Origin of the sequence: Kitasatospora humi (assembly GCF_020907985.1) — a bacterium.
Lineage (GTDB): Bacteria > Actinomycetota > Actinomycetes > Streptomycetales > Streptomycetaceae > Kitasatospora > Kitasatospora humi.
Map to the genome: position 1 here is coordinate 19,444 of NZ_JAJJPA010000032.1, position 15,741 is coordinate 35,184.

18 protein-coding genes are annotated in these 15,741 nt (G+C 73.2%); 3 read left to right on the plus strand and 15 right to left on the minus strand.

The features are described from left to right. Nucleotides 1-6 precede the first annotated feature (6 nt). Entirely contained in the window at nt 7-606 is a 600-nt protein-coding gene (locus LN042_RS25365; RefSeq protein WP_230053664.1) for a Uma2 family endonuclease, read from the plus strand. Nucleotides 607-613: 7 nt separating this feature from the next. Here LN042_RS25365 and LN042_RS25370 read toward each other — a convergent pair whose 3' ends face one another. The 5 genes from LN042_RS25370 to tsaB are packed head-to-tail and all read right to left on the minus strand — an operon-like array spanning nt 614 to nt 4,045. Further along, on the minus strand, nt 614-1,513 hold the full coding sequence (locus LN042_RS25370) for a polysaccharide deacetylase family protein (RefSeq protein WP_230053665.1): 900 nt from the start codon (nt 1,511-1,513) through the stop codon (nt 614-616). Nucleotides 1,514-1,538: 25 nt separating this feature from the next. After that, nucleotides 1,539-1,805: a hypothetical protein gene (locus tag LN042_RS25375; RefSeq protein WP_230053666.1), complete on the minus strand. Its 267-nt coding sequence runs from the start codon at nt 1,803-1,805 to the stop codon at nt 1,539-1,541. Between the two features lie 8 nt (nt 1,806-1,813). Further along, complete coding sequence (gene tsaD / locus LN042_RS25380) at nt 1,814-2,908, minus strand: tRNA (adenosine(37)-N6)-threonylcarbamoyltransferase complex transferase subunit TsaD (protein WP_230053667.1); 1,095 nt, start codon at nt 2,906-2,908, stop codon at nt 1,814-1,816. Further along, nucleotides 2,901-3,395, minus strand: a complete 495-nt coding sequence (rimI, locus tag LN042_RS25385) for a ribosomal protein S18-alanine N-acetyltransferase (RefSeq protein WP_372495815.1) — start codon at nt 3,393-3,395, stop codon at nt 2,901-2,903. The genes tsaD and rimI overlap by 8 nt, the downstream gene beginning before the upstream one ends. Then, entirely contained in the window at nt 3,392-4,045 is a 654-nt protein-coding gene (gene tsaB / locus LN042_RS25390) for a tRNA (adenosine(37)-N6)-threonylcarbamoyltransferase complex dimerization subunit type 1 TsaB (RefSeq protein ID WP_230053668.1), read from the minus strand. The genes rimI and tsaB overlap by 4 nt, the downstream gene beginning before the upstream one ends. Nucleotides 4,046-4,196: 151 nt before the next feature. Between tsaB and LN042_RS25395 the strand changes: the two genes are divergently transcribed. After that, on the plus strand, nt 4,197-4,769 hold the full coding sequence (locus LN042_RS25395; protein ID WP_372495816.1) for a hypothetical protein: 573 nt from the start codon (nt 4,197-4,199) through the stop codon (nt 4,767-4,769). On the opposite strand, the gene LN042_RS25400 is transcribed toward LN042_RS25395, so the two are convergent. From LN042_RS25400 to glmS, 7 genes are all read right to left on the minus strand, one after another. Further along, a complete protein-coding gene (locus LN042_RS25400; RefSeq protein ID WP_230053670.1) occupies nt 4,715-4,903 on the minus strand; it encodes a hypothetical protein in 189 nt (62 codons plus the stop codon). The two genes, LN042_RS25395 and LN042_RS25400, sit on opposite strands and share 55 nt — an antisense overlap. 157 nt (nt 4,904-5,060) lie before the next feature. Beyond that, nucleotides 5,061-5,564: a tRNA (adenosine(37)-N6)-threonylcarbamoyltransferase complex ATPase subunit type 1 TsaE gene (gene tsaE, locus LN042_RS25405; RefSeq protein ID WP_230053672.1), complete on the minus strand. Its 504-nt coding sequence runs from the start codon at nt 5,562-5,564 to the stop codon at nt 5,061-5,063. Between the two features lie 146 nt (nt 5,565-5,710). Next, nucleotides 5,711-6,841: an alpha/beta fold hydrolase gene (locus LN042_RS25410; protein WP_230053673.1), complete on the minus strand. Its 1,131-nt coding sequence runs from the start codon at nt 6,839-6,841 to the stop codon at nt 5,711-5,713. Between the two features lie 7 nt (nt 6,842-6,848). Next, nucleotides 6,849-8,033 carry an alanine racemase gene (alr, locus tag LN042_RS25415; protein WP_230053674.1) on the minus strand — a complete coding sequence of 395 codons (1,185 nt, stop codon included), beginning with the start codon at nt 8,031-8,033 and terminating at the stop codon, nt 6,849-6,851. A 5-nt stretch (nt 8,034-8,038) separates the two neighbouring features. After that, complete coding sequence (locus LN042_RS25420) at nt 8,039-9,553, minus strand: NAD(P)H-hydrate dehydratase (RefSeq protein WP_230053675.1); 1,515 nt, start codon at nt 9,551-9,553, stop codon at nt 8,039-8,041. A gap of 9 nt (nt 9,554-9,562) precedes the next feature. Then, nucleotides 9,563-9,931, minus strand: coding sequence for a holo-ACP synthase (locus LN042_RS25425; RefSeq protein WP_230053676.1), 369 nt, complete (start codon nt 9,929-9,931; stop codon nt 9,563-9,565). 19 nt (nt 9,932-9,950) lie between these two features. Beyond that, nucleotides 9,951-11,807, minus strand: a complete 1,857-nt coding sequence (glmS, locus tag LN042_RS25430; protein WP_230053677.1) for a glutamine--fructose-6-phosphate transaminase (isomerizing) — start codon at nt 11,805-11,807, stop codon at nt 9,951-9,953. Between the two features lie 121 nt (nt 11,808-11,928). Between glmS and coaA the strand changes: the two genes are divergently transcribed. After that, the gene (coaA, locus tag LN042_RS25435; RefSeq protein WP_230053678.1) at nt 11,929-12,927 is read left to right on the plus strand and encodes a type I pantothenate kinase; all 999 of its coding nucleotides are present in this window, start codon (nt 11,929-11,931) and stop codon (nt 12,925-12,927) included. An 83-nt stretch (nt 12,928-13,010) separates the two neighbouring features. Here coaA and glmM read toward each other — a convergent pair whose 3' ends face one another. From glmM to rplM, 3 genes are all read right to left on the minus strand, one after another. Continuing rightward, nucleotides 13,011-14,378 (minus strand): phosphoglucosamine mutase, encoded by a 1,368-nt coding sequence (glmM, locus tag LN042_RS25440; protein ID WP_230053679.1) that lies wholly within the window; start codon nt 14,376-14,378, stop codon nt 13,011-13,013. Nucleotides 14,379-14,557: 179 nt separating this feature from the next. Further along, complete coding sequence (rpsI, locus tag LN042_RS25445) at nt 14,558-15,070, minus strand: 30S ribosomal protein S9 (protein ID WP_141635554.1); 513 nt, start codon at nt 15,068-15,070, stop codon at nt 14,558-14,560. A gap of 42 nt (nt 15,071-15,112) precedes the next feature. Continuing rightward, complete coding sequence (gene rplM, locus LN042_RS25450; RefSeq protein WP_230053680.1) at nt 15,113-15,556, minus strand: 50S ribosomal protein L13; 444 nt, start codon at nt 15,554-15,556, stop codon at nt 15,113-15,115. Nucleotides 15,557-15,741: the final 185 nt, after the last annotated feature.

The window sequence follows — 15,741 nt, forward strand, 5'->3', positions numbered from 1 at the left end:
GAAGCGATGGCCGCCGACCCGACCACCGAGCCGCTGATGTCGTCCAACCCGATCGATCTGCTCATCGCGTTCGAAGAGGCCACCGATGTGCCGATTCGACCCGAGTACATCGAAGGGGCCGTATGCATGCCGCCACCTCCGGACTACGACCACAACCACGGTGCGATGCAGCTGCTACTCCAGCTCCACGCCGGCGGCTGGCACCAGGTCGGCGTCGGCTGCGGCTTCGCGACCGTGCTGGAGGGCGAGGACGTCCAGACCCTGGTCATCCCCGACTTCTACGTACTGAATCGGGAGCCGACCGAACTGGACGACGCGTTCCGCAAGGTCCACAAGGGCTGGTACCCGATCAACATGCTGGCGCTCGCCGGGGAGGTCACCTCCGGCAACCCAGGGACCGACACCGGCCCCGAGTACCGCAGCTACGCCTCCGCAGGCGTCGCCGTCTACGTCCTCGTCAACCGCGAGGAGAAGCGCGCCCACGCCCACTTCGACCCCGACCCCGCCGCCCGCCGCTACCGCAGCAGCTACGAGGCCCCCCTCGGCGAGAAGCTCCCCCTGCCCGCCCCCTACCCCGCGCTCGACACCTCGGCTTTCCGCCTCTGATCCGCCGTCAGCCCGGCGTCTGGATGTAGTCCTCCAGCCGCGCCACCGCGAAGCCCTGCTCCTGGATGCGGCTCAGCAGTTCGCCGAACATCTGGGTCATGGTCTCGCCCTTGAGGTCCTTGGGGCCGCGGAAGTGGGCGAGGATGATGTCGCCGGGGTGCAGCTTGTCGCCGGACTGGTACTGCATGTCGTGGATCTGCATCGTCTCGTGCCACAGCACGATGGCGCGCGGGCCGCACTGCTGGACGGCGTTGTTGAGGTTGGCGCTGTTGGCACCGTCGCCGTAGGGCGGCCGGAACAGGAACGGCGGGGTGCCGTACTGCTTGGTCAGCACGTCCTGGTCGCCGCAGACCTCCTGCTTCTGCACCCCGGCCGACTTGGTGCTCATCGCCGGGTGGTGCAGCGTGTGGTTCTGGATGTGGTTCCCGAGGGCCTGCAGCGGCTTGAAGTAGTCGTAGTCGTTCTTGATGGCGTCGTCCATCAGGAACATGGTGATCGGGACCTTCAGGTCGTTCATCATCTCGATGAACTTGGGGTCCTTCTCCTCGCCGTCGTCGATGGTCACGAAGACCACCTTGTCGCTGGTGGGCACGGAACTGATCACCGGGACCTTGCCGGTCGCGGTCAGCTTGATCGGCTTGTCGACCGGCGGCGCGGGGGGCGCGGGGAGCGGCTGGAGCTTCCACTTCGCCCAGTCGGCGGCCGGCACCGCGCCGGCGACGGCGCTCGGCGAGGCGGCGGCCGGCGAGCCCACGAGCGAGGGCGAGGCCGCGGTGGCGCCGCCGCCCGGCACCGCGCCCGCGTTGGAGCCCCCACTGCCGCCGCTGCCGGAGCAGCCGCTGACCGTGACGAGCACGGCCAGGGCGCCTGCCGCCGCTGCCGCACTGCTCCAGGTGTTCGTCTTCACGGCGCCGGGCTCCCCAGGTTTCTGATCAGTCGTCGGATGCTGCCGAGACTACATACTCGCTGCGGAACGCCCAGCGGTGGACGGGACGCGCCAGCAGACCATCCGGCGGCTGCGGCACCTCGGCCGGTTCGGCCCGCTCCGGCCACCAGCTGATCACCAGGACCCTCTCACCCGGCGCGCTGAACAGCTCCGTCCGGGCCGCCCCGGCCCCGGCCAGCGCCGGCACCGCCTGCTCCCGGGCCCAGGCCAGCAGTTCGCCCCCGCGCCCGTCGGCCGCGCGGGCCTCCCACATCGCCGCCCTCACGACTGCCCGAGCGCCCGGTAGGCCTCGCCGTGGACGTCCGTGTGCTCCGGAGCCGGCACCGACACCTCGGTGAGCGGCAGCGAGGAGTCGGCGGAGAGGTCGAACGCCGAGGGCTCCCGGTCGCGCCAGACCATCTCGGCGCCGAGCGCGGCCACCATCGCCCCGTTGTCGGTGCACAGGCCGGGCCGCGGCACCCGCAGCCGGATGCCGGCCCGCTCGCAGCGCTGCTCGGCCAGGGCGCGCAGCCTGGAGTTGGCCGCCACACCGCCGCCGATCATCAGGTGGTCGACGTCGTGGTCCTTGCAGGCCTTGATCGCCTTGCGGGTCAGCACGTCGGTGACCGCCTCCTGGAAGGAGGCCGCGACGTCCGCGATCGGCACCTCCTCGCCGGCCCGCCGCTTGGCCTCCACCCAGCGGGCCACCGCGGTCTTCAGGCCGGAGAACGAGAAGTCGTACTCCGGGTCCTTCGGTCCGCTCAGGCCGCGCGGGAAGTGGATCGCCTTGCGGTCGCCCTCGCGGGCCCGGCGGTCCACCACCGGTCCGCCGGGGAAGCCCAGGCCGAGCACCCGGGCCACCTTGTCGAACGCCTCGCCGGCCGCGTCGTCGATGGTGGCGCCGAGCGGTCGCACGTCGGAGGTGATGTCACCGGTGAGCAGCAGCGAGGAGTGGCCGCCGGAGACCAGCAGCGCCATGGTCGGCTCGGGCAGCCGGCCGTGCTCCAACTGGTCCACGCAGATGTGCGAGGCGAGGTGGTTGACCCCGTACAGCGGCTTGTCGAGCGCCCAGGCGTAGGCCTTGGCGGCCGAGACGCCGACCAGCAGCGCGCCGGCCAGCCCGGGGCCGGCGGTGACCGCGATGCCGTCCAGGTCGCTCGCCTTGACCCCGGCGGTGTCCAGGGCCCGCTGGATGGTGGGGACCATCGCCTCCAGGTGCGCCCGGCTGGCGATCTCCGGGACCACCCCGCCGAACCGGGCGTGGTCGTTGACGCTGGAGGCCACCGCGTCGGCGAGCAGCGTGGTGCCGCGCACGATGCCGACGCCGGTCTCGTCGCAGGAGGTTTCGATGCCCAGGACGAGCGGTTCGTCAGCCATGGTCTTCCTCGGTGTGGTTCGTCGTCGGGTGGTCGAGGCGCATCACCAGCGCGTCGACGTTCGCGGGCTGGTAGTAGCCGCGCCGGATGCCGACCGGCACGAAGCCGTGCCGCTCGTACAGGTGCTGGGCGCGGACGTTGTCCACCCGCACCTCCAGCAGCAGTTCGGCACAGCCGCGCCGGGCCGACTCGGTGATCAGATCGGTGAGCAGCAGCGCGCCCAGGCCGCGGCCCTGGTGGTGGTCGGCCACGGCGATGGTCTGCACGTCGCCCTCCTCACCGACCGCCATCAGGCCGGCGTACCCGGCGATGGCGCCGTCCTCGGTGACGGCCACCGTGTAGTGGCGGCTGCCGCCGGGGTGGGCCTCCGCCAGCTCGGACCAGTACATGCCGCGCGACCAGGCGTCCTCCGGGAAGAGCTGGAGCTCCAGCTCCATCACCGGCTCGATGTCCCACCAACGCATCGGGCGCAGCGCGAGACGACTCACGCCGGCAGCACCGCCTTGTAGCCCGCGGGCACCTGGGCGTCCGGGCGGCGCAGGTAGAGCGGCGCGTTGGGCAGCAGCTCGCGCCCGGCGGCCAGCTCGGTGACCGCGAAGTCGGCCAGCGCGCCGGCCGAGAGGTGCTCGGGGCCACGGGCGCCCGGGAAGGCCTCGGGGTAGAGCAGCGCACCCGCGCCCACCGAGACCTCGCGCACCGCCAGGTCGCCGGGCCGGTCCACCGCGGGGCCGGCGGTCCGGCGGCCCTCGGCGTCGTAGTCGGCCCAGTAGACCTCCTTGCGCCGGGCGTCGGTGGCGGCGGTGAACGGACCGGCCAGCCCTTCGGTGCGGGCCTGGTGGGCGATCGCGTCCAGCGAGCAGACGCCGTGCACCGGCAGGCCGAGCGCGTGGCCGAGCGCGGCGGCGGTGACCAGGCCGACCCGCAGGCCGGTGTACGGGCCGGGGCCGACGCCGACCGCGATCGCGGTCAGCTCCCGCTTGTCCACGCCGGCCTCGGCCAGCACCCGGCCGATCGCGGGCAGCAGGAGTTCGCCGTGCCGTCGGGCGTCGACCTGGTAGGTCTGCGCCAGGACGGCCGTGCCGTCGTGGACGGCGGCGGTGACGGCGGGGGTAGCGGTGTCGAACGCGAGCAGCAGCACGGATCCAAGGTTAGAGGGTTCCCGGAGTGAGCTATTCGTACCGGTACGGAACACACGTTCGCAGCTGCTCCGGGCCGGGGCCGGAACCTGGCACGATAGGACGGTCATGGGACGGTCTTGGGACGGTCATTCGCGAAGACGGGAGCGCATGGTGGCGAAGACAGGTCCTGCGGTCACGGTCGCCGCCCTGACCCTGGCCGCGCTGGCGCTGGTCACCGTGCTCGCCGTGCAGGCCGAGGGCACCGCCCGCACCGCCGCGCCCGCACCACAGGCCACGGCGACCGTGACGGCACCCACCCCCTCGCCCACCGCCTCCCCCTCGCCCACCCCGCAGCCGCTGCCCTCGGCGGCCGCGGTCGGCAGCACCCGGCGGGTGGTGTACTCGATCGGCGCCAAGCAGGTCTGGCTGGTCGATCCGAAGAAGGATCCGCAGGTCGTGGCGGCCTTCCTGGTGGAGCCTGGCTCGGTGAACCCGGCTCCGGGCAGCTACACGGTCTCGTCCAGGTCGGCCGCCGCCCGCGGCACCGACGGCCGGGCGGTGGAGCACGTGGTCCGGTTCGGCGAGCACGGCGGTACCGTCTTCGGCTTCAGCGCGGCGGTGGACGGCAGCACGCCGGCCGCCGACCCGAACACCAGGACGGGCGGCATCCGCTCCACCCGGGAAGACGGTCAGGCGCTCTGGGACTTCGCGGGGATCGGCACCCGGGTCCTGGTGCTGCCCTGAGCCTCGCCGGCCTGGTCGGCGGGCGCGGGCGGGGTGCAGACCGCAGCGGCGGCGGCGCAGGAGGCGAGCAACCGGCTCATCGGGACCGGTGCCTCGGTGGACCGACCGGGCTGCTCGGCGGGGCTGCTGGTCATCGCGACTCCCTAGTTAGGCACACCTAACTGCGAGAACCATCCCATCACGGCGACGAGCCCGGCCGCAACACCATGCCGACAGCCTGTCGGCAACCGCCTCAGCCTGTCGGCTGCGGTTCGTCCCGCCGACACCGGGTTCGGCCCGTCGGCGCCCGGTTCAGTCCAACGCCGAGGACAGGTCGACGCCGTCCCAGCGCGGCCCGAACCCGGTCAGCGCGAGCACCCGGGGATCCGCGTCGTCCTCCTGCGCCGCGTCCCCGCCCAGCGCCCGCTCGATGCGCACCTCCAGCCGGCTCTCCGACAGCCCTTCGACCCTGCCCTCGCCCCACTCGACCACGATCACCGACTCGGGCAGCGAGACGTCCAGGTCGAGGTCCTCCATCTCGTCCAGCCCGCCGCCGAGCCGGTAGGCGTCGACGTGCACCAGGGCGGGTCCGCCGACCAGCGAGGGATGCACCCGGGCGATCACGAAGGTCGGCGAGGTGACCGCCCCGCGCACCCCGAGGCCCTCGCCCAGGCCGCGGGTCAGGGTGGTCTTGCCGGCACCCAGCTCCCCCGAGAGCAGCACCAGGTCGCCGGGGCGCAGCAGTGCGGCCAGTCGCCGCCCGAGGGCGGTCATCCGCTCGGCCGACGGGACGGTGATGGTGGCGTGCGCTCCCATGGTTCCTCTTGTCTGCAAGTGGTCGGTGGCCTGTCAGCCAACGGTGCCACATTCACCGTCGAGCCCGCACCGAGCGGTCGTTCCGTCCGGCTCCGGGAACCATCCTCCCCGGTGAGCACCGGCTCCCGGGGCCGGGCCCGGGCCGCTCAGCCCTCGTCCGCCGCCAACTGCCGCAGCCGCGCCGGCAGCGGCAGCCCGGTGCGGCAGAGCAGCCGCGCCAGCTGTCGGTCCACCTCGTCCGAGCTTTCCAGCAGCACCAGGTGGCCGGCCCCCGGCAGCAGCTCCAGTTCGGCCTCCGGCAGCGTCCGGGCGATGGCCGCGCTGTGCGAGGCGGGCGTCAGCAGGTCGTCGGTGCCGGCCAGCACCAGCACCGGCAGCGGGGGCAGCGCGGCCAGCGCACCGGCCTTGTCGTGCGCGCTGAACACCGGGTAGAACTCGGCGACCACGTCGATCGGCGTGCTGTCCAGCAGCTGCTCGGCGAACCGCGCGATGCCCGGGTCCACGTCCTTGCCGCCGTTGCCGAACGAGAACCGGCGGTAGAAGACCGCCGCGATGTCGGCCCCGGCCCGCCGGGTGGCCTCCACCAGGCCGACCTGACTGCCCAGCAGCCTCACCACGCCGGGGCCGAGCCGCCGCCAGACCTTCATCCCGGTCGAGCTCAGGCCCAGGTCGATGGAGTCCCAGTCCCCGGCCGTGGTGCCGATCAGCGCCACCGCCGCCACCCGGTCGACGAACAGCTCGGGGCGCTGCTCGGCCAGCGCCATCACGGTCATGCCGCCCATCGAGTGGCCGACCAGCACGACCGGCCCGGTCGGCACCACCGCGTCGAGGACGGCCCCGAGGTCGCTGCCCAGCTGGTCGATGGTGGCCGGCCGGCCGCCGAGGTAGGAGCGGGAGCGCTCGGAGCGGCCGTGGCTGCGCTGGTCCCAGAAGACCAGCCGCAGACCGCCGCGCAGCACCGCCCGCTGGAAGTGGAAGCTGTCCTGGTTGAGGCAGTAGCCGTGGCAGAAGACCACGGTCGGCGCACCGGGCAGGGCCTGCTCCGGCTCGTCCACCTCGACGTACAGCTCGGTGCCGTCGGCGGCCGCCACCATGCGGGGCCGACCGCGCAGCGAGCCGAACGGGGCGGCGGCGTCCAGCTCCTCCCGGGCCCGCCGCCGGGCCCGGCCAAGGGTGAGCCGCTCGATCGCGACGCCCGCGGCGGCGCCGGCGGCCAGCACGCCCAGGCCGATCAGGCCGGCCCGGCCGACCGCGTTGCCACCGCCGCCCTCGGTCATCCGCGGCTCACCCGTGACTGGCGCCGAAGTAGCGGCGCGGCACCCGGGCGCCGATCCGGGTGACGATCTCGTAGGCGATGGTGCCGCTGGCCCGGGCCCAGTCCTCGGCGGTCGGCTCGCCGCGCTCGCCGTTGCCGAACAGCAGCACCTCCTCGCCGACCTCGGGGGTGTCGCCGCCCAGGTCCACCACGAACTGGTCCATCGCGACCCGGCCGGCCACCGTGTACCACTTCCCGGCGATCTGCACCGGCCCGGCGCTGCTGGCGTGCCGCGGGACGCCGTCGGCGTAGCCGAGCGGGACCAGTCCGACGGTGGTCTCGCCGGGGGTGGTGTAGCGGTGGCCGTAGCTGACCCCGTGGCCGCCGGGCAGCTGCTTGACCAGCGCCAGCCGGGCGCTGAGCGACATCACCGGGCGCAGCCCGAAGTCGGCCGGGGTGCCGACCTCGGGGACCGGCGAGACCCCGTACATCGCCAGTCCGGTGCGGACCAGGTCGTAGTGCGCGCCGGGCAGCAGCAGGGTGGCGGGCGAGTTGGCGATGTGCCGCACCTCGGGCCGCAGGCCGGCCCGCTCGGCGTAGGCCAGCGCCACCGTGAAGGCGTCCAGCTGGGCCTGGATGGACGGGTGGCCGGGCTCGTCGGCGCAGGCGAAGTGCGACCAGACGCCGACCACCCGCAGCTCGCCGGCCGCCTCGGCGCGCCGCGCGGCGTCCACCAGGTCGGGCCAGTCGTGCGGCTGGCAGCCGTTGCGGCCCAGGCCGGTGTCGGCCTTGAGGTGGACCCTGGCCGGTACGCCGGTCTCCCGGACGGCGGCGAGCAGCTCGTCCAGCGCCCACTGGCCGCTGATCGAGATGTCCAGCCGGTCGCGCAGTGCCCGGGCCCAGGGGCCGCCCGGCGTCCACAGCCAGCAGAGGATCCGGGCCTGCTCGGGGCCGATGCCGGCGGCCCGCAGCGCCAGCGCCTCGTCCGGGGTGGCGGTGCCGAGCCACCGCACGCCGGCGGCCAGCGCCTCCAGCGCGCACGGCAGCGCGCCGTGGCCGTAGCCGTCGGCCTTCACCACGGCCATCAGGTCGGCGGTCGGCGTCCGCTCGCGCAGGGCGGCGATGTTGCCGTTCAGCGCGGCGAGGTCGATCGCCGCCTCGGCGCGCACTCCCTCGGCGAGCATGGTGGTCCCGGTCGTGTTCGCAGTTGTCATCACGATCAGTCTCCCAGACCTGTGCTCGCCCGCTGCCGGCCCCCCTGCGACGCGGTCACGTCGCGCCAGGCCGCGGGCAGGGCCGCGGCCACCTCCTGAGCGGTGACGGGGGCCTCGCCCCGGTCACTCACGGTGTCGTTGACGCCGCTGCCGGGCCCCCGGTTCCCGGCGGCGGCCAGCCGCCCGGCCAGCCCGTGCAGATAGGCCGCGGCGGGGGCGGCGTCGAACGGCGGCAGGCCGGCGGCCAGCAGCGCGCCGGCCAGGCCGGCCAGCACGTCGCCGCTGCCGGCGGTGGCCAGCCAGCCGGTGCCGGTCGGGTTCACCCGGACGGCGCCGTCCGGTCGGGCGACCACGGTGCTGGAGCCCTTGAGCAGCACCACGGCGCCGTAGCGGGCGGCCAGCTCGCGGGCGGACCGCAGCCGGGCGGCGGCCACCTGGTCCGCCGTCACCTCGCCGCCGAGCAGCCGGGCCGCCTCGCCGGCGTGCGGGGTGAGCAGGGTGGGCGCGGTGCGGCCGGCCAGCGCACCGGGGCCGCGGCGGGCCAGTTCGGTCAGCCCGTCGGCGTCCACCAGCACCGGCACCTCGGCGGCCAGGGCGATGTCCAGCGCGTCGGGGGTGTCCTCGCCGGAGCCGGGGCCGACCACCCAGGACTGCACCCGGCCGCTGGTCAGCAGCACCTCGGGGTGGTGGCGCACCACCTGCTCGGCGGGCCGGCCGAGGTAGCGCACCGCGCCCGCGCCGCCGTGCAGCGCGCCGGCCACCGCGAGCAGCGCGGCGCCGGGGTAGCGCTCGGAGCCGGCCTGCACGCCGACCACGCCGCGCCGGTACTTGTCGCTCTCCCGGTCCGGGCGGGGCAGCAGCGCCGCCAGGTCGGCGTGCTGGAGCGCCTGGACGGCGGCGGTGGGCGGCCGCAGCCCGATCGGCACCAGCTGCACCGCGCCCGCGTGGCCGGCGCCCGGGTCGATCAGCAGGCCGGGCTTGTAGGTGCCGAAGGTCACGGTGAGGTCGGCCCGCAGCGCGACGCCCGGCACCTCGCCGGTGTCCGCGGCCACCCCGCTGGGCAGGTCCACGGCGACCAGCACGCCGCGGCGCGGCGCGGCGGCGTACGGTGCGGCGGCCGGGCGCAGCCCCCCGCGGCCACCGATGCCGACGATGCCGTCCAGGATCAGGTCCGCGCGCGAGAAGTCGGCCAGGCCGACGTTCTGATCGGTGGTTACCTGACCGCCCGTCGCCCGCAGGGCCGCCAGGCCGCCCGGATGGGCCCGTTCGGGTGAGAGCAGCACCGCGCTGACGGCCGCGCCGCGGCGGGCCAGCGCGGCGCCGGTGAAGAGCGCGTCACCGCCGTTGTCGCCGCTGCCGGCCAGCACCAGCACCCTGCTGCCGTAGACCCGGCCGCGCCGTTCGCGCAGCAGCCGTGCGCAGGTGGCGGCGAGCCCGGCCACGGCGCGGTCCATCAGCGGCTGCCCGGCCAGCGCGGCCTCGGCGGACCTGACCTCTTCGACGGTGTGAGCGTGGCGCATGGGGTGACGCTACCCCTCCGCTATCACCAGCGCAGTGGCCACGCCCGCGTCGTGGCTGAGCGACAGGTGCCAGGAGCGCACCCCGAGTTCCGCGGCCCGGGCCGCCACCGTGCCGCTGACGTGCAGGGTCGGCCGGCCCGACGGTTCGCTGCGCACCTCGGCGTCGTGCCACTCCAGGCCCGGCGGTGCGCCGAGCGCCTTGGCCAGCGCCTCCTTGGCCGCGAACCGGGCCGCCAACGACGCGGCCGAGCGCGGTGCGCCCGAAGGCAGCACCCGCTCGGCCGGGGTGAAGAGCTTGTCCAGCAGAGCCGGGGTGCGCTCCGCAGCAGCGGCGAACCGGTCGATGCCCGCCACGTCGATGCCCAATGCGATGATCACCCCGTCACGCTACCGCGAACTACTCCACGGTCACCGACTTCGCCAAGTTGCGCGGCTGGTCCACCTCGTGGCCCTTGGCGGTGGCCAGCTCGCAGGCGAAGACCTGCAGCGGCACGGTGGCGACCAGCGGCTGCAGCAGGGTGGGCGTGGCCGGGATCCGGATCAGGTGGTCGGCGTACGGCACCACGGCCTCGTCGCCCTCCTCGGCGATCACGATGGTCCGCGCGCCGCGGGCCCGGATCTCCTGGATGTTGGAGACGATCTTGTCGTGCAGGATCGACCGCCCGCGCGGCGACGGCACGACCACCACCACCGGCAGCCCCTCCTCGATCAGCGCGATCGGCCCGTGCTTCAGCTCGCCCGCCGCGAAGCCCTCGGCGTGCATGTACGCCAGCTCCTTGAGCTTGAGCGCACCCTCCAGCGCCACCGGGAAGCCGACGTGCCGGCCGAGGAAGAGCACCGAACGGGCGTCGGCGAGCGAGCGGGCCAGCTCGCGCACCGGCTCCATCGTCCCCAGCACCTGCTCGACCTGCTTCGGCGCGTCGCCGAGCTCGCGGATGATGGTGAAGATCTCGTCGCCCCACTTGGTGCCGCGCACCTGGCCCAGGTAGAGCGCCACCAGGTAGCAGGCGACCAGCTGGGTGAGGAAGGCCTTGGTGGAGGCCACCGCCACCTCGGGCCCGGCGTGGGTGTAGAGCACCGCGTCGGACTCGCGCGGAATGGTGGAGCCGTTGGTGTTGCAGATCGCCAGCACCCGGGCGCCCTGCTCGCGGGCGTGCCGCAGCGCCATCAGGGTGTCCATGGTCTCGCCCGACTGCGAGATGGCGATCACCAGCGTGTGGTCGTTCAGTATCGGGTCGCGGTAGCGGAACTCGGACGCCACCTCGACCTCGCACGGGATCCGGGTCCAGTGCTCGATCGCGTACTTGGCGATCATGCCGGCGTGGAAGGCGGTGCCGCAGGCCACGATCACGACCTTGTCGATCTCGCGCAGCACCGAGTCGGGGATCCGCACCTCGTCCAGGGTGAGCCGGCCGTCGGTGCCGATCCGGCCCAGCAGGGTGTCCGCGACCGCCTTGGGCTGCTCGGCGATCTCCTTGAGCATGAAGTAGTCGTAGCCGCCCTTCTCGGCGGCCGAGGCGTCCCAGTCCACGTGGTACTCGCGGACCTCGGCGGGCGCGCCGTGGAAGTCGGTGACGGTCACCGAATCGGCCCGCAGCTCCACCACCTGGTCCTGGCCGAGCTCGACCGCCTCCCGGGTGTGGGCGATGAACGCCGCCACGTCCGAGGCCAGGAAGTTCTCGCCGTCGCCGCGGCCGACCACCAGCGGCGAGTTGCGGCGGGCGCCGACCACCACGCCGGGAGCGTCGGCGTGCACCGCCACCAGGGTGAACGCGCCGTCCAGCTGGCGGCAGACGGCCCGCATCGCCTCGGCCAGGTCGCCCTGGAACGCCTCGCCGAGCAGGTGGGCGACCACCTCGGTGTCGGTCTCGGAGCGCAGCTGGTGGCCGCGCTCGGCCAGCTCGGCCCGCAGCTGGGCGAAGTTCTCGATGATGCCGTTGTGCACCACGGCCACCCGGCGGTCATCGTCCAGATGGGGGTGGGCATTGGCGTCCGTGGGCCCGCCGTGGGTGGCCCAGCGGGTGTGGCCGATACCGGTGGTGCCGGCCGGGAGGGGGTTCTCGGCAAGGGACTTCTCAAGGTTGACGAGCTTTCCGGCCCGCTTGTCCGTGGCGAGACTCCACTGCCCCTGGGAGTCCGCCGCCTGAACGGCCACGCCCGCCGAGTCGTACCCTCGGTACTCCAGGCGCTGCAGGCCGGCGATCACAACGTCGAGCGCGCTCTGCGAGCCCACATAACCAACGATTCCGCACATATGTGTCAGCATAAGGGCCGGTACCCCCGGCGCAGCTCGTCGACCGGTGCCCCGCGGCCCGCCGCCGGGCCACCACTGGTGACCGACACCACACGTCCCGGCCCCGCCGGGACGGCTCACAATGGACCATGTGCTGACCGAACTCTGTAGCCGGGGCGCCCAGTCGGCGTCCGGCCCGTCGCCGTCACCATACGTCGACCTGTCCCGGGCCGAGTGGAGCGCCCTGCGCGACCGCACCCCGCTGCCGCTGACCGCCGACGAGGTCGAGCAGCTGCGGGGCCTCGGCACGGCGCTCGACCTGGACGAGGTGCGCGACGTCTACCTGCCGCTCTCGCGGCTACTGAACCTCTACATCCACGCCACCCACGAACTGCGCGGCGCCCTGGGCACCTTCCTGGACACCCCCGACACCGAGCGCACCCGCACCCCGTTCATCATCGGGGTGGCCGGCTCGGTGGCGGTCGGCAAGTCGACCACCGCCCGCCTGCTGCAGGCGCTGCTGGCCCGCTGGCCCGAGCACCCGCGGGTCGAACTGGTCACCACCGACGGCTTCCTGCTGCCCAACGACGAGCTGCGCCGGCGCGGCCTGATGGCCCGCAAGGGCTTCCCGGAGTCCTACGACCGCCGCGCCCTGATGCGCTTCGTGGCCGATGTGAAGGCCGGCAAGGCGGAGGTGACCGCGCCGGTCTACTCCCACCTGGTCTACGACATCGTGCCCGACGAGCGGCTCACCGTGCAGCGCCCCGACATCCTGATCGTCGAGGGCCTCAACGTGCTGCAGCCCGCGCTGCCCGGCACCGACGGCCGCACCCGGCTGGCGGTGGCCGACTACTTCGACTTCTCGATCTATGTCGACGCCCGCACCGACGACATCGAGAACTGGTACCTGTCCCGGTTCAAGAAGCTCCGGGACACCGCCTTCCAGGACCCCAACTCCTACTTCCGCCGGTTCACCGAGGTGCCGGAGGAGGAGGCGATGGAGTACGGCCGACAGGTCTGGCGCACCATCAACAAGCCCAACCTGCTGGAGAACGTGCTGCCCACCCGCGGCCGGGCCACCCTGATCCTGCAGAAGGGTGCCGACCACAAGGTCCGCCGCGCACTGCTGCGCAAGCTCTGAGCAGCGCCTGACCGCGCGAGCTCCGAGCACCGCCTGACGCCCCGTGCGCCGATCCGCCGTCAGCGCACGGGCGTGAAGCCGTCTCAGACCGCCAGCTGCTCCCGGACGACCGAGGCCAGCCGCTCGGCGATCGCCCCGGCCTGCTCCTGGTCGGCCGCCTCCACCATCACCCGCACCAGCGGCTCGGTGCCGGACGGCCGCAGCAGCACCCGGCCGGTGCTGCCCAGCTCCGCGGTGGCCGCCTCGACCGCCGCCGTCAGCTCGGCGCAGTCGCCGACCCGGCTCTTGTCCACGCCCTTGACGTTGACCAGCACCTGCGGCAACCGGGTCATCACGGAGGCCAGCTCGGCCAGCGTCCGCTTGGTGGCGGCCAACCGGGCGGCCAGCATCAGGCCGGTCAGGGTGCCGTCGCCGGTGGTCGCGTGGTCCAGCAGGATCACGTGGCCGGACTGCTCGCCGCCCAGCGCGTAGCCGTGCTCCTTCATCGCCTCCAGCACGTAGCGGTCCCCGACCGCCGTCTCCACCAGGGAGATGCCCTCGCGCTCCATGGCCAGCTTGAAGCCCAGGTTGGCCATCACGGTGCCGACCGCGGTGTTGCCGCGCAGCGTGCCGGCCTCGCGCATGGCCAGCGCCAGGATGGCGATGATCTGGTCGCCGTCCACCTCGTTGCCCTCGGCGTCGGCGGCCAGGCAGCGGTCCGCGTCGCCGTCCAGGGCGATGCCGAGGTCGGCCCGGTGCTCGCGCATCGCGCGGCGCAGCCCGTCCAGGTGGGTGGAGCCGACGCCGTCGTTGATGTTCAGACCGGTCGGCTCGGCGCCCAGGGTGTAGACCACCTCGGCGCCGGCCCGGGCGAACGCCTCCGGGGCCACCCGGGCGGCCGCGCCGTGCGCGCCGTCGATGACCACCCGGACGCCGTCCAGCCGGTTGGGCAGCACCGCGACCAGGTGGGCGACGTACTTGTCGAAGCCCTCGGTGTACTCGTGCACCCGGCCGACCCCGGCACCGGTCGGGCGCGGCCGCACCAGGCTGCCGTCCTGGTTCTTGCGGTAGTCGGCCTCGATGGCGTCCTCGACCGCGTCGTCCAGCTTGTGGCCGCCGCGGGCCAGGAACTTGATCCCGTTGTCCGGCATCGCGTTGTGGCTGGCGGAGAGCATCACGCCGAAGTCCGCGCCGAGCGCACCGGTCAGGTACGCCACCGCCGGGGTGGGCAGCACGCCGACCCGCAGCACGTCCACGCCGGAGCCCGCCAGGCCGGCGATCACCGCGGCCTCCAGGAACTCGCCGCTGGCCCGTGGATCGCGGCCGACCACCGCGACCGGACGCCGGCCGCCGAAGCCGCCCGCATCGCCCAGTACGTGCGCGGCGGCCATCGAGAGGCCGAGCGCCAGTTCGGCGGTCAGGCCCTCGTTGGCCACACCACGTACGCCGTCGGTTCCGAAGAGTCGTGCCACAGTCCCGTCCTTCACTGGAGGCCGCCGGTCGGTGCGAGGGGGAAGCCGACCGCCGGGTTCGTCGTCCCTGGCCGCCTGACCGGTCCAGGGAGCACAACGCCCCGAAGCACAGAGTGCTCCGGGGCGTGGGTCCCACCTGCGGGGTGCGCACCAAGGGCGGTACGCACCCCGGGGCGTGATTAGCGCTTGCTGTACTGCGGGGCCTTGCGGGCCTTCTTGAGACCGGCCTTCTTGCGCTCGACGGCGCGAGCGTCACGGGTCAGGAAGCCGGCCTTCTTGAGGGCGCCGCGGTTGTTGTCCACGTCGGCCTCGTTCAGGGCACGGGCCACGCCGAGGCGCAGCGCGTAGGCCTGGCCGGAGACGCCGCCACCCGCGATGCGGGCGATGACGTCGTAACGGCCGTCCAGCTCGAGGAGCTTGAAGGGCTCGTTCACGGTCTGCTGGTGCACCTTGTTGGGGAAGTAGTCCTCAAGGGTGCGACCGTTGATCTTCCACTTGCCGGTGCCGGGGACGATGCGCACGCGGGCGATCGCCTCCTTGCGACGGCCGAGGCCGGCGCCGGGGATCGCCTCGCTGAAGCGGCCGGCGAGCGACTCGGTGGAGTACGAGGTCTCCTCCTCGGAGGTGTACTCGGTGAGCTCCTCGTCGAAGTCGACGTCAAGGGTGGTCTCGATGGCAGCGTTCTCGGCCACGATGTTCCTCAGCTTTTCTTAGTTAAGGGCTTGTGGCCGGAATTACTGCGCGACCTGGGTGATCTCGAACGGCACCGGCTGCTGGGCAGCGTGCGGGTGCTGGTCGCCCGAGTAGACCTTCAGCTTCGAGAGCATCTGACGGCCCAGGCTGTTCTTCGGAACCATGCCCTTGATGGCCTTCTCGACGGCCTTCTCCGGGTTGTTCGCCAGCAGGTCGTCGTAGCGGACCGAGCGCAGACCGCCCGGGAAGCCCGAGTGGCGGTACGCCAGCTTCTGGGTCTTCTTGTTACCCGACAGGTGCACCTTGTCCGCGTTGATGATGATGACGAAGTCACCCATGTCCATGTGCGGCGCGTAGGTGGGCTTGTGCTTGCCCCGCAGGAGGTTGGCGGCCTGGGAGGCCAGGCGGCCGAGCACGACGTCGGTCGCGTCGATGACGTGCCACTGACGCTGGACGTCGCCGGGCTTGGGGCTGTACGTACGCACGGTCGTAGCCTTCGCTTTTCAGTGAGTGAGTCCTGACAGGAGCACCTGAACGAGTGGATCAGCCTGGTTCCGCTTGGACGCAATCAAGAGGAGCCGCTGGTCATCGGCCTAGGTGTCTCCGGCGTACCGACCTCTCACGTGAGATGGAGCGAGCCAATACGCACAACAAGGGCCAACGATACCGG